The 12,742-nt window shown below is 62.4% G+C and carries 12 protein-coding genes; 6 read left to right on the top strand and 6 right to left on the bottom strand.

Annotation, left to right across the window (positions count from 1 at the left end):
• Positions 1-2 precede the first annotated feature (2 nt).
• From KUV41_RS02665 to lpxL, 4 genes are all read left to right on the top strand, one after another.
• On the top strand, positions 3-1,139 hold the full coding sequence (locus KUV41_RS02665) for a peptidoglycan DD-metalloendopeptidase family protein (RefSeq protein WP_222484048.1): 1,137 nt from the start codon (positions 3-5) through the stop codon (positions 1,137-1,139).
• A gap of 111 nt (positions 1,140-1,250) precedes the next feature.
• Positions 1,251-2,246, top strand: coding sequence for an RNA polymerase sigma factor RpoS (gene rpoS / locus KUV41_RS02660; protein ID WP_206941780.1), 996 nt, complete (start codon positions 1,251-1,253; stop codon positions 2,244-2,246).
• Between the two features lie 291 nt (positions 2,247-2,537).
• Positions 2,538-3,647, top strand: a complete 1,110-nt coding sequence (gene alr, locus KUV41_RS02655) for an alanine racemase (protein ID WP_222484046.1) — start codon at positions 2,538-2,540, stop codon at positions 3,645-3,647.
• Between the two features lie 45 nt (positions 3,648-3,692).
• Complete coding sequence (gene lpxL, locus KUV41_RS02650) at positions 3,693-4,613, top strand: LpxL/LpxP family Kdo(2)-lipid IV(A) lauroyl/palmitoleoyl acyltransferase (protein ID WP_206941201.1); 921 nt, start codon at positions 3,693-3,695, stop codon at positions 4,611-4,613.
• A 193-nt stretch (positions 4,614-4,806) separates the two neighbouring features.
• On the opposite strand, the gene KUV41_RS02645 is transcribed toward lpxL, so the two are convergent.
• The 5 genes from KUV41_RS02645 to KUV41_RS02625 form a co-directional block, all read right to left on the bottom strand.
• A complete protein-coding gene (locus KUV41_RS02645; RefSeq protein ID WP_206941199.1) occupies positions 4,807-6,159 on the bottom strand; it encodes a DUF2254 domain-containing protein in 1,353 nt (450 codons plus the stop codon).
• Positions 6,160-6,388: 229 nt separating this feature from the next.
• Positions 6,389-8,050 carry an energy-dependent translational throttle protein EttA gene (gene ettA, locus KUV41_RS02640; protein WP_222484044.1) on the bottom strand — a complete coding sequence of 554 codons (1,662 nt, stop codon included), beginning with the start codon at positions 8,048-8,050 and terminating at the stop codon, positions 6,389-6,391.
• 296 nt (positions 8,051-8,346) lie between these two features.
• Complete coding sequence (locus KUV41_RS02635; protein ID WP_206941195.1) at positions 8,347-8,547, bottom strand: PA3496 family putative envelope integrity protein; 201 nt, start codon at positions 8,545-8,547, stop codon at positions 8,347-8,349.
• 146 nt (positions 8,548-8,693) lie between these two features.
• Positions 8,694-9,128 (bottom strand): PAS domain-containing protein, encoded by a 435-nt coding sequence (locus KUV41_RS02630; protein ID WP_222162783.1) that lies wholly within the window; start codon positions 9,126-9,128, stop codon positions 8,694-8,696.
• 161 nt (positions 9,129-9,289) lie between these two features.
• Entirely contained in the window at positions 9,290-10,603 is a 1,314-nt protein-coding gene (locus KUV41_RS02625) for an MFS transporter (protein ID WP_222237566.1), read from the bottom strand.
• Between the two features lie 62 nt (positions 10,604-10,665).
• Between KUV41_RS02625 and KUV41_RS02620 the strand changes: the two genes are divergently transcribed.
• Together KUV41_RS02620 and KUV41_RS02615 are read left to right on the top strand one after the other, a co-directional pair.
• Positions 10,666-10,935 (top strand): SelT/SelW/SelH family protein, encoded by a 270-nt coding sequence (locus tag KUV41_RS02620; RefSeq protein ID WP_206941189.1) that lies wholly within the window; start codon positions 10,666-10,668, stop codon positions 10,933-10,935.
• 165 nt (positions 10,936-11,100) lie between these two features.
• Positions 11,101-11,994 (top strand): DMT family transporter, encoded by an 894-nt coding sequence (locus KUV41_RS02615; protein WP_206941187.1) that lies wholly within the window; start codon positions 11,101-11,103, stop codon positions 11,992-11,994.
• A 79-nt stretch (positions 11,995-12,073) separates the two neighbouring features.
• Here the strand turns inward: KUV41_RS02615 and KUV41_RS02610 are convergent, their stop codons facing one another.
• Complete coding sequence (locus KUV41_RS02610; RefSeq protein ID WP_315900533.1) at positions 12,074-12,727, bottom strand: arylesterase; 654 nt, start codon at positions 12,725-12,727, stop codon at positions 12,074-12,076.
• Positions 12,728-12,742: the final 15 nt, after the last annotated feature.

Raw genomic sequence — 12,742 nt, 5'->3', positions numbered from 1 at the left:
CGATGCACAAGATTTTCGTCATCTCCAGCCTGGCTTTGGCCCTGGCAGGCTGTGCCAATCAGCAGGGCGCCAGTCAACCGGTTCAGGTCCAGGACCTGTCCTCGGCCAGAGCGGCCCAGGTGCCGGCTCAGTACACCGTGCAGTCCGGCGACACGCTCTACGGTATCGCCTGGCGGCATGACATGGATTTCCGTGAGCTGGCACGTCTCAATAACATCACACCGCCCTATCGGATCGACGTCGGCCAGACGCTGCGCCTGTCCGCCGATGGCTCCCAGGCAGGAGGCATGGCGGCCACCGGTGCTGTCGCCAGCGCTAACGAGGGCGCCGTGGCCACGCCATTGGGCCAATCGACTCCGACCAGCCAGCCCTCCGGTGAAGATCTCGAATGGCTGTTGCCGGACGGCAGCACGGAAACGGTCAGCAATGGCGCAGAGCAGGTATCGTCAGCGGCGGTACAAGGCGCTGCCGGTGTGGCGGGAGCCAGCGCCGGTAGCCCGGGGCCTGTGTATGACTATGACAGCCCCGGCGCCGAAGGCCTGAGCGACAGTGACCAGGCCGAGCGGGCCAGACGCGAGGCCGAGGAGTCGGTGGTGGCCGCCGCCGAGGAAGAGGCGCGTGAGATGTCTGAAAATAGCGAATCTGCACAATCTGGCTCGGCCAGTGAAGCGGATTCCAGCACTGCTCAAGCCGCCTCCGAGGAAGCGTCCAGCAGCGGCTCCGGTAGCGCTTCAGCCAGCACTACGCGTACCTACACGCCAGTGGACGAGGTGCCCTGGCAGTGGCCTGCCGATGGCCAGGTAGTCAGCCAATTTGGCGAAAGTTCCAGCATCACCGCTGGCATTGATATCGGCGGTCAAAAGGGGCAACCTGTCAGAGCGGCGGGTCCAGGCAAGGTGGTCTACGCGGGCAGCGGTGTCAGGGGCTATGGAAAGCTCATCCTGCTCAAGCACAACGACGAATATCTCAGTGCTTATGCCCACAACGACAGCCTGAAGGTCAGCGAGAATGACGTCGTCGAGGCCGGTCAGGTGATCGCCACCATGGGAGACAGCGACGCCGAGGATGTTCGCCTGCACTTTGAAGTGCGCAAGGATGGCCAGCCACAGGATCCGACGAAATATCTTCCTTCCCGTTGAGAAACTCCACGTTTCTCCCGGATGAGCGTCACACAATAATAATCTTTGGCGTTGATCGTGGAGGTTCACGACAACGCCGGGTCGCAACCACGGGGTAGTTATACGATGAGCATGCTTGAACGGGACCTTCAGGATGTGAACCTCGATACCGTAGACGAGGCCGATGATGACGCTGTCGAGGATGTGACAGACGAGGCCGATGACATCGAGGACGCCGATGACGATTCCGAGGCCTTTGAAAAGGCTCTGGGCCGTGAGGATCGCTACGCGCGCCAGAGCCTGGATGCCACCCAGATCTATCTGAACGAGATCGGGTTCTCCCCGCTGCTGACGCCCGAGGAAGAGGTCTATTTCGGGCGATTGGCGCGCAAGGGAGACCCCCAGGGGCGGGCTCGCATGATCGAGTCCAACCTGCGCCTGGTCGTCAAGATCGCGCGCCGCTACCTCAACCGTGGGCTGACGCTGCTCGACCTGATCGAAGAGGGCAACCTCGGCCTGATTCGCGCTGTCGAAAAGTTTGACCCCGAGCGCGGCTTCCGTTTCTCGACCTATGCCACCTGGTGGATTCGCCAGACCATCGAGCGGGCACTGATGAACCAGACCCGCACGATTCGCTTGCCCATCCACGTGGTCAAGGAACTCAATATCTACCTGCGCGCGGCCCGTGAGCTGACCCAGAAGCTGGATCACGAGGCGACCGCCGAAGAGATCGCCGAGCATCTGGACAAGCCGGTGGATACGGTCAAGAAGATGATGGGGCTTAACGAGCGCGTGTCCTCGGTCGACTACCCGATGGGCGGCGAGAGCGACAAGCCCTTGATCGAGACCCTGACCGATGACAACGATCAGGGGCCCGAGTCGACGCTGGTGGATGGCGACGTCAAGGCCCACGTCGATCATTGGCTGGCCGAGCTGACCGAGAAACAGTGTGAGGTCGTGGTACGTCGCTTTGGCCTGCGCGGGCACGAGGCGGCAACCCTGGAGCAGGTCGGTGAAGAGATTGGCCTGACCCGGGAGCGAGTGCGCCAGATTCAGGTCGAGGCACTCAAGAAGCTGCGTCGCATGCTCGACAAGCAGGGCCTGTCCCTGGACGCCATCTTCGAGTAAGCCGAGTTGCTTGACGCCGCCGGATGGACGGCGGTTGAGCGAAGAGATCGCTCAGTGAACGCCAGTGCGGCGTGGAAACATCAACCGACTTGCTCAAGCGCCGGGCGCTGCTCTGGATCACTCCGGATGCACTCCCGGCGTTTTTTATGGAATTTTTCTAAAGAGCTCTATTTGTTGAGAAAGAACAGCTAGGTACGCAGGATTTAATGGCGTTTAATGCCATGAAATGGCTCCGAGTATCGAGCATAATGTGGTGGCGAACCATCCCTGAATCCTGTCATCGGAGCCCCCATGTCCCGCCCGCTCATCGCCCATATCGACCTGGACGCCTTGCGTCATAACTACCGTTTGGCGGCCGGGCTTGCTCCCGACAGCCTGAGTGTGGCGGTGCTCAAGGCGGATGCCTATGGTCACGGGGCGGTGACCTGTGCCAAGGCGCTGGCGGGCCTGGCGCCGATGTTCGCTGTGGCGGCGATCGAGGAGGCCATGGCACTGCGTGAGGCCGGTATTCGCGAGCCTATCGTGCTGCTCGAGGGAATCTTCAGCGCCGATGAGCTGGCGCTGGTGGAGTCGCTGGAGCTGGGTATGGCCATTCACAGTGACTGGCAGCTCGAAGCGGTGCTGGCCTGGCGGCCGGCCAGGCCGGTCATGACCTGGCTGAAGGTGGACTCCGGCATGCATCGGCTCGGCTTTTCTCCCGACCGCGCCGCCGCCGTGTGGAAGGCGCTCAAGGCGGCACCTGAAGTGGTGAGGGACCTGCATCTGATGAGCCACTTTGCCACCGCCGACTGTCGCGACGATCGCTACTTCGCGCAGCAGCGAGAGATCATCATGGCGCTGGCGGAACAGCTTGATGCTCCGCTGTGCGTGGCCAACTCTCCCAGTATTCTGGCCCACGTCGAGGCCCACGGGGCGATCAACCGGCCGGGGGTGATGCTGTATGGTTCCGATCCCCTCGAACAGGCCAATGACGCCAGCCAGCAGCTGTCTCCGGTCATGACGCTGCGCAGCGAGATCATCGCGGTGCGCGAACTCGGCGCAGGTGAACCGGTTGGCTACGGCGGCCGCTTTGTCACTTCTGCGCCGACTCGCATCGGTGTGGTGGCCTGCGGCTACGGTGATGGCTACGACCGACACGCGGTAGATGGCACCCCTGTGCTGGTCGATGGTCAACGCTGTCGTCTGGCGGGCAAGGTATCCATGGACATGATGACCGTGGACCTCACCGACATGCCTCAGGCCGATATCGGCAGCGAGGTGGTGCTGTGGGGGCGCAGCCAGGCGGGTACTGTGCTCTCCGTGGATGAGGTCGCGACCTACTGCGATACCATCAGCTATACCTTGCTGACCGGGGTGCTGCCCAGGGTGCCCAGGCGTTACAATGGCGGCCATATCGACTGACGGCCTGCCTCCGTTGGTCGCCTGGACCGACCGACGAGGGATCGCATGTCAGAGGACACATCGACCAAGCCACGCTACTGGACCCAGCCCCGCTACTGGCCGACTTACCTGGCGATTGCCGGCATGCGTGTCAGTGCCTGGCTGCCTTGGCGGGTCAAGCTCGGGCTTGGGCGCCTGACGGGGCTTGCCGCCTGGCGCTTTGCCAAGCGCCGTCGACAGATCACCGAGACCAATATTCGTCTGTGCTTTCCCGAGCTGGACGAGGCGGCCCAGGCCCGCCTGGTCAAGGACAGCTTCATGGCCAACGGTATCGGCATCTTCGAGACCGCGACGGGCTGGTGTCGCGATCCCGAGCACCTGCGCCACCGCGTGACATTCAAGGGCCAGCAGCATATGGCTCGGGTCGAGGAGGCGGGGAAGGGCGCGCTGATCATCGGCATTCACTTTTCCACGCTGGATCTTGGCGGTGCCCTGCACTCGCTGTTTTTCCCCGCCGATGTGGTCTACCGTCCCCATGACAACCCGGTATTCGAACGCTTCATGACCCGGGCGCGCAACGGCATCTTTGGCACCGCCATCGACCGCCATGACTTGCGTGGCGTGGTGCGTCGGATCAAGACGGGGCACCACGTCTGGTACAGCCCTGATCAGGATTTCGGCCGCGATGCCAGCGTGTTTGCTCCCTTCTTTGGCGTCGAGGCGGCGTCGATCAAGTTGACCGCCAAGATCGCCAAGATGACCGGGGCGCCGGTGATGCCGCTGATCTTCCATCGCAATCCCGACGACCGGACCTACAGTCTGGAATACCTGCCACCGCTGGATAACTTTCCCAGCGGAGATGAAGTTGCCGATGCGGCCCGGATCAATCAGGTGATCGAACAGGCGATTCGCCGTCACCCGGAGCAATATCTGTGGATGCATCGACGTTTCAAGACCAGGCCCAGGGGCGAGGCCAAGATCTACTGATTCGATAGGCTTTGTCCGAAAAGTCGACGAGCGAAGGTTAGACAAGGCAAAAATCGGTGAGAAAGCGCAGTTTACGAGGTGTAAATGAGCATTTTGATGCGATTTTTAACGCCGGATCACCAAGCGCAGGCACTTTTCGTAGAAGCCCTAGGCAGGCTAGCCATGACAGTGCCCCCGGCCGGCAGTCCTCGCCTCACGCAATCTCATGCAGTCGCGCCGTCAGCTGGTCCCGAACCGGGGCCATGTCGAGGCGGTGGGCCCCTTGATCCAGCCGCTCGAGAACGAACGTCAGGTCCATGCGGTGGGCGCTGTCATGAGCCAGCGCCTGGCCAACTCTTTGTGTCATCAGTTGCAGGGTCTCGAGATGATGAGGTTCTGCAAACAGCGATAGCGACTTCAATGACTTGAGCAGCCCCAGGAGAATGCTCTGGTCGTTTGCTCCGTAGTGCAGCAGGGGCACGAAGAGGCGATGCAGCAGGCTATCGAAGCGTTCCACCGGCCAGCAGACCCTGCGCCTGCCCTGGGCATCGACCAAGGTGTTGGCGGGTTGCCAGGACATGTAGCGGCATAGCAGATCCGTCATCCTGTGCAGGCAGAGCCTGGCGGTCCCAGGGTCATTGATACCCGGTGACAGCGCCTTGATGGCGACCTCCATCATCTGGGTCATGCCGTGCACGAAGTGCTCATCAATGGATTCGCCGTCGAGGTAGGTCAGCGTGGCAAGCACCTCGCTGCACCACTCCTCGTTGGGCGCATCGTCGCATTCCAGAATCATGATCGGCGTGCCTTCCACCACGTAGTCGCCAAAGCGAAAATCGAGGTGCAGGGTGCCACCGATGCTCTCCGCCAGCGCTGCCAGGCGCTCGAGATTGGCGTTCTGCACGTAGCCGGTCATCTGGGCCCTGAGGGGATGCCACGACCCCTGAGCGGGGGCGCTGGCGGGCAGATACCGCCAGGGGTCTGAGGCTTCGGTCTGACGCTTGCGCTCCATGCTGCGCTGGGTGGCGGCATGCAGGCCGGAGATCACCGCGTCGACCTGGATCGACTGCGAGGCGTTATGGATGAAGTAGACGAACAGTGCCAGGCAGTGCAGGACCATGGCGCAGGCCAGGTACAGAGCCAGTGATCGCCAGGCGGCCTCGCCTTCATCGACCTCCGGGACGATCAGCAGAATCAGGATGAACAGGATGGTACCGAGATAGTGGCCAAGCACCCACTGATTGGCGCGCTCGGTCACCAGGCCGAAGACCAGCTTGTGGGAGAAATTTCCGCCGGCCTGGGAGAGCACGGACATGACCATCGAAAAACTGAACACCATCAGCGAGATCATGCCCCCCAGCAGCGCAGCCAGCAGCGACTGAGCACTTCCTGGCGCGGTCAGGCTCAAGCGCTGAATGACGTCGGGCAAGGAGGTATCGCTGATGGGCGGCATCAATGCCAGCAGGCCGAGTGCGCCATAGATCAAGGCAGATAGTGTCGGCAGATAGGCGATGCTGGTGTAGAAGGCACGCAACAGGCGCACCGGATTCAGACTGACAGATGACATGGAAGCGTCCCGGCGGATCCTTGGTATCACCTCGGCGTCAGGACGAGGCAATGATGCATTTACCCTGACGTTTATGGCGCCGGAAGGGGGGAGCTGGCAAGCGCTATCTGTTTCAGGGGGAGTGAGCGCTCAAGGCAGGGGGCGTTGCAGAGGCCGTGAGCCGGTCACAAACAGCGACGCCACCGGAGCTACCGGTGGCGTCGAGGTGTCAGGTCAACAACCTGTCAGATCAAGCGTCGATGCGCTTGTACTTCATGCGGTGCGGGGTGTCGTCGCCGACACGCTTCTTGTGGTCCGCCTCGTACTCGGTGTAGTTGCCATCGAAGAATTCAACGTGCGAGTCGCCCTCGAAGGCCAGGATATGCGTCGCGATGCGGTCCAGGAACCAGCGATCGTGCGAGATCACCATGGCGCAGCCAGGGAAGGCCAGCAGGGCTTCTTCCAGGGCGCGTAGGGTCTCGATATCCAGGTCGTTGGACGGTTCGTCAAGCAGCAGCACGTTGGCGCCCTGCTTGAGTGTCTGCGCCAGCTGCAGACGGCCACGCTCACCCCCGGACAGGTCACGCAGGAACTTCTGCTGATCGTTGCCCTTGAAGTTGAAGCGACCGACGTAGGCGCGAGAAGACACCTCGTAACCGTTGATGTTGAGGATGTCCTGTCCGTCGGACACCGCCTCCCACACGGTCTGCTTGTCGTCGAGGGCATCACGCATCTGCTCGACGTAGGCGATATCGACGGTGTCACCCTTGACCACTTCGCCAGCGTCCGGTGACTCGCTGCCCTGAATCAGCTTGAACAGGGTGGACTTGCCGGCACCGTTGCCGCCGACGATACCGACGATGGCACCCTGGGGGATGGTGAAACTCAGGTCTTCGTAGAGCAGCTTGTCGTCGAAGCGCTTGGTCACATTGTGGAATTCGATGACCTTGTCGCCGAGGCGCGGGCCAGGCGGAATATAGATCTCGTTGGTCTCGTTGCGCTTCTGGAAATCGCCAGACTGCATTTCCTCGAAACGGTTAAGACGCGCCTTGCTCTTGGCCTGGCGGCCTTTGGCATTGGAGCGCACCCACTCGAGCTCGTGCTTGATCGCCTTCTGGCGAGAGGCCTCGGCCTTGGCTTCCTGTTCGAGGCGCTTTTCCTTGGCTTCCAGCCACTGGGAGTAGTTGCCTTCGAAGGGGATGCCCTGGCCACGATCCAGCTCCAGGATCCAGCCGGCCACGTTGTCGAGGAAGTAACGGTCGTGGGTGATGGCCACCACGGTGCCGGAATAGTCGTGGAGAAAGCGCTCCAGCCAGGCCACGGACTCGGCATCCAGGTGGTTGGTCGGCTCATCCAGCAGCAGCATGTCTGGGTTTGACAGCAGCAGGCGACACAGCGCTACGCGGCGGCGTTCACCTCCAGACAGGTGCCCGACGTTGGCCTCCCAGGGCGGAAGCCTGAGAGCGTCGGCGGCCACTTCCAGCTTGCGCTCGAGGTTGTGGGCGTCGGCGGCTTCGATCAGGTTTTCCAGCTTGGCCTGTTCGGCGGCCAGAGCGTCGAAGTCGGCATCCGGTTCAGCATAGGCAGCGTAGACGGCGTCCAGTTTAGTCTGGGCGTCCTTGATCTCGCCCAGTGCCTCTTCGACGGTCTCGCGCACGTTCTTGCTGTCGTCGAGCTCGGGTTCCTGCGGCAGATAGCCAACGTTGAGGCCGGGCATCGGACGAGCCTCGCCTTCGATCTCGGTATCCACGCCGGCCATGATGCGCAGCAGGGTGGATTTACCGGCACCGTTCAGGCCGAGCACGCCGATCTTTGCCCCCGGGAAGAAGGACAGAGAGATGTCCTTGAGGATCTGCTTCTTGGGGGGCACGACCTTGCCCACCCGGTTCATGGTGTAGACGTATTGCGCCATGGGAACTCGCTAAAGTTGGGAAGCGGTGCCATGCAGGGCTGTCGGCGTACCTGGACGTCGTCAGCGCTCATGTTGTCCGGCTTCCTCAGTTGGGTTCGCGGAAAAAATGCTGGCCACAGATGATAGAGCCGGAGCACAGCGAACGCCAGCCACCAACCAAGATTCACCGCCTGCCGGCAGCGGAAGGGCTTATGCAAGCCCCACCGAGAGAGACGCAAGAGCAGTACGCGCAAGCCCGATCGGCATCCCTATGGCCTCGGTGGCTCGTTTGGCAACTTGCGCGTCAGAGACTTGCCCTATTCTTCCTCGTCGTAGTCCCAGTCATCGTCGATGGCCTGGCGCAATCGGCGTTCTTCCAGCAGGGCTTCGACTCGTCGCCTGGCGCGCAGCGTGTCACTGCGGCTTGAGGATCGACTGCGTGAGTAGTCTTCGTCGTTGACCGCGTCCTGATCGGACAGGTCGAGATAGGCATCATCGAGAAGGGAATCGCGGCTCATGTGGAGTCTCCCATGGCCAGAGCGCCGGGGCGCGTCATATCACTCCATGCTTCCGGTACCCGGAAAGCGCCAACAGAATCCTTGGATTCTGTTGGCTATATAAGCGCGAATCGAGAAAAGTGCAAGAGGGGAAGAGCAATGGGCTGTCAGGCGCTGCTGGCGGCTGAACGTAGGCGTCCCAGCTCCTCGTGATCTGCAACGCGCTCCGAGACGTCCTTCTGGACCCCGATGAAATAGACCAGTTCGTCGCTTTCATCGAAGACGGGGGTCAATGAGAGTTCGTTATAGAAGAGGGTGCCATCCTTCTTGTAGTTGCGCAGGACTTCCCGGCAGGGGCGCAGCTCGCGCAGCGCCTCGCGGACCGCATCGAGGCCAGGCTGGTCGGTATCGTCATTCTGCAGGAAGCGGCAGTCGCGGTAGAGAATCTCGTCTGCGCTGTAGCCGGTAAGACGCTCAAAGCCCTGATTGACGTAGATCAGGATGTGTTCGTCGCCTTCCTTTTCGGCCACCACGATCCCGTCCTCAGAGGCATTGATGATGCGTTCAAGCAGTTCCGGGTCGATCATGCTGGGTCGTTTCATGGGACGTCCTGTTAAAGGCTGCACGGGGGCTTCACCCGGAAGGCCGAGGGAAGTGGTGTCACTTTCAGCATAGTTGGGTCCCTAGCATGGGGATGCATGTCATTTAAATCAATGTCTGTCGAAGACATCTTGTGGGTCACCAAGAGCAAAGCAACCCCTCGTCACTCCTCGACTTCAGGGAGCCTGCGTGCACTTAACGCCGCAAGGCCTGCCGTGGCTGCCAGTACCAGCATCAATGGCCCCGTGCCGAGCCACTGGGCCAGGCCGCCGATGAACGCACCGACGGCCAGCATCAGAACACCGGTGATGGTGTTGGAGAGTGCCACGTACAGTGCCCGGTCATCGGCGCCAGCCATGTCTACCACGTAGGTCTTGCGGCCGAGCCGAATACCGGAGTGGACGATGACCAGCAGTCCGTAGACCAGGGCATAGGGCCAGGTACTGGCGGCAACGGCCGCCGGCGCCCAGGCCAGCCCCGCGCCCAGCAGACAGCAGAGTGTGGTGCCGATGGCGCCATCGCGCATCACTGTTCTGCTGGAAGCGTCGGATCGCTTGCCCCAGATGGGGCTCGCGACCATTCCGGCGACACCGGATACCAGGATCAGCAGGCCCAGGCCACCCAGCTCGGCGCTGCCATTGTTCTGGGCCATGAGCGCGACATAGGGCAGTGCCAGGGCGCTGGACAGCAACAGTGCCCGAGTCAGGTTGAAGTGCCGGAAGGCGACGTCGTCACGCATCAGCGCTACCCCGGTCTTGATCGAGTGCCAGACGCTGTCGCCGCCGTCGGTGGCCCCTTCGGCTTCCTCGATGGCCGCCGCGCACAAGGCGTTGAGCGTCCAGCCAAGTGCAGCGACGCTGAGCAGAATGGCCAGGGCCAGCTGACCTGGCCGGTCATCGAACAGGACCAGCACCCCACCCGCTGCCAGTGTCACTGCGCCCGCTACGCTTCCGCTCCAGCCCATCAACGTGCCGCGCCGCTGCTTGGAAATGGTCTTGCCCAGCACATCCTTGGTAGCGATGGAGGAGAGCCCCCTGGCCAGCGACAGCACGATCAGGGTCAGCAGCACCAGACTGCCGCCCAGGCTGCCGGACCCCCACAGTGCCAGTCCCGCGAGGACGGCGGCGGCGATCGCCTGCAGCAAGCCCCCGACCACCCACACCCACTTGCGCTGGGGTTTGAGGCGAATGAAGCCAGCCACAAACAGTTGGGGCAGCAGGGCGCCCGCTTCGCGGATGGGCACCAGCAGGCCGACCATCCAGGTCGGCGCGCCAATCGCGCCCAGCAGCCAGGGCAGTACCAGACGTGCGCTGGACAGCTCGTCGGCCAGCTTGTTGCCGAGAGCGGCGAACAGGTGCAGGAAGAAGTTGCGGGGCTGTTCGTTGCAGGCGCTGTCGGGGATGTCCTTGCACAGCCGGCTGTCCTCGTCGCCGGTCAGCCATTCGTAGAGTCGGGTCTGGGTCTCGCCTATGGCCATGTGAGGGTTCCTGGCTGATAAGATGCTAAAGGTATCCACGTGCTTGAACAGGGAGACTGAACTTGGCACGAATCCGAATTATCTACTGTACGCAATGTCAGTGGCTTTTGCGTAGCGGCTGGTACGCTCAGGAGTTGCTGTCCACCTTTGGCGAGGAGTTGGCAGAAGTCACCCTGGTGCCGTCTCATGGGGGGCAGTTCGAGATCCATGTTGATGACGAGGTAATCTGGGAGCGCAAGCAAGACGGCGGCTTCCCGGATATCAAGTCGCTGAAACAGCGTGTTCGGGATGCCATCGCCCCAGGGCGCGACCTGGGACATATCGACCGCTAGCAGGTGGGCGCGGGTGCGCCCCCGCCTAATCACCGAAGGCCATGGGAAACCGGCCTGCTACTCTGGACGCAGTGCGATCAGCGTGGTCTCGCGCATGGTCTCGCGTGTGGTCTTGCGTAGCCCCGCTGTTGCTGCCACTGCTGCGCCATGATGCAAGGAACTGCAATGACTTCTGATCGACAGGCGATGGCCTTTGGGCTGGGCGCCGTAGCGCTGTGGTCCACCGTGGCCACTGCCTTCAAGCTGGCCCTGACGCACATGAGCCCGCTGGAATTGATGTGGCTGGCGGCGCTGGTGTCCTGGGCGCTGATGGGGGGGCTGGTGATCTATCGCGGTCAGCTTCGCCACGCGCTGAAGAGGGGCTGGAAGACGGCGCTTTGGGCAGGACTGATGAACCCGGTGGCCTATTACTTGGTGCTGTTCGCCGCCTATGACCGACTGCCCGGCCAGGAAGCCATGGCACTCAACTACACCTGGGCGCTGGCCATGGCGCTGCTGGCGGTGCCGATCCTCAAGCAGCGCCTGACCCGCATGGACATGGTAGCCGGACTCGTGGCCTACGCCGGCGTGTGGGTGATTGCCACCCGCGGCCAGGTCTTCAATGTGGATTTTGCCGACCCCCTGGGGGTCGCGCTGGCGCTGGCCTCAACCCTGATCTGGGCCCTTTACTGGCTGCTCAATGCTCGCGATCAGCGTCCTCCGCTGGTGGCGCAATGGCAGAACTTCAGTGTTGGGGTGCCGGTGCTGACCGTGCTGCTGGTGCTGGGGCCAGGGATGCAATGGCATGGCACGGTGTCCTTCGCCGCCGGCATCTACGTGGGCCTGTTCGAGATGGGGATTGCCTTCGTCCTGTGGCAGGCGGCCATACAGCGGGTCTCGCGCACGGCCAAGGTGTCCAACTTGATCTTTCTATCGCCGCCGGTATCGCTGATGCTGCTGTACCTGGTGGTCGGAGAGCCTATCCAGGCGTCGACCCTGTTGGGGCTGGTGCTGATTCTGGGAGGGCTCGGCCTGCAGCAGTGGCAGAAGGCGCCAGCGGTCGCCACTGCCAGCGAGTGAGGCAAGACAGCGAGTGAGGCAAGACAGCGAGTGAGGCAAGGCAGCGATTCGCCTGCGCTGGCGTTGATGCCGGGCTGGCCTATGAGGTCTCCGCTGACGCCGGGTCTCCCGCTTCGCTGGTCGTGGCGGCGCCATCCAGCAACGGTGACAGGGCCGGCCAGACGTTGTCGAGCATGATGGGCTGCGCCTCTGCGGTGGGGTGAATGCCGTCGTCCTGCATCAGTTCCGGTGTCAGCGCCACCCCCTCGAGCAGGAATGGGACCAGAGGCACCTGATGACGCTGCGACAGCTCCCTGAACACACCGGTAAAGGCCTCACGATAGGCATCACCGTAGTTGGGGGGAATGTCGATACCCAGCAGCAGGACCTCGGCCCCAGACTGTTGGCTACGTTCAATCATGCTCTCGAGATTGGCGGACATCTGGGCCGGGGGCAGGCCTCGGAGGCCGTCGTTGCCGCCCAGCTCCAGCAGAACCAAATCCGGGTCATGCTGTCGCAGAAGTTCGGGCAGACGCGTGGCGCCACCGCTGGTGGTCTCGCCGCTGATACTGGCATTGACGACATCGGCGCGTTGATCGAGGCGTTGTGCCAGCAAGGCCACCCAGCCTTCTTCGCGCTCTATGCCGTAGGCGGCGCTAAGGCTGTCGCCGACCACCAGCAGAGTCGGTGGTGCTGTGTCAGACTGGGCCCATAGTGCCCCCGACAGGGGCAGCGCCAGCACAAGTCCCGACAAGACCGGCAGCCACCT

Origin of the sequence: Halomonas sp. DP8Y7-1 (assembly GCF_019801685.1) — a bacterium.
Classification (GTDB): Bacteria; Pseudomonadota; Gammaproteobacteria; order Pseudomonadales; family Halomonadaceae; genus Halomonas; species Halomonas litopenaei_A.
This window is presented reverse-complemented; position numbering and strand designations above follow the sequence as displayed.

Bases quoted from the DNA above. Each gene is read 5' to 3' on its own strand.
- KUV41_RS02665 (WP_222484048.1), top strand. From the start codon at position 3: ATGCACAAGATTTTCGTCATCTCCAGCCTGGCTTTGGCCCTGGCAGGC.
- rpoS (WP_206941780.1), top strand. From the start codon at position 1,251: ATGCTTGAACGGGACCTTCAGGATGTGAACCTCGATACCGTAGACGAG.
- alr (WP_222484046.1), top strand. From the start codon at position 2,538: ATGTCCCGCCCGCTCATCGCCCATATCGACCTGGACGCCTTGCGTCAT.
- lpxL (WP_206941201.1), top strand. From the start codon at position 3,693: ATGTCAGAGGACACATCGACCAAGCCACGCTACTGGACCCAGCCCCGC.
- KUV41_RS02645 (WP_206941199.1), bottom strand. From the start codon at position 6,159: ATGTCATCTGTCAGTCTGAATCCGGTGCGCCTGTTGCGTGCCTTCTAC.
- ettA (WP_222484044.1), bottom strand. From the start codon at position 8,050: ATGGCGCAATACGTCTACACCATGAACCGGGTGGGCAAGGTCGTGCCC.
- KUV41_RS02635 (WP_206941195.1), bottom strand. From the start codon at position 8,547: ATGAGCCGCGATTCCCTTCTCGATGATGCCTATCTCGACCTGTCCGAT.
- KUV41_RS02630 (WP_222162783.1), bottom strand. From the start codon at position 9,128: ATGAAACGACCCAGCATGATCGACCCGGAACTGCTTGAACGCATCATC.
- KUV41_RS02625 (WP_222237566.1), bottom strand. From the start codon at position 10,603: ATGGCCATAGGCGAGACCCAGACCCGACTCTACGAATGGCTGACCGGC.
- KUV41_RS02615 (WP_206941187.1), top strand. From the start codon at position 11,101: ATGACTTCTGATCGACAGGCGATGGCCTTTGGGCTGGGCGCCGTAGCG.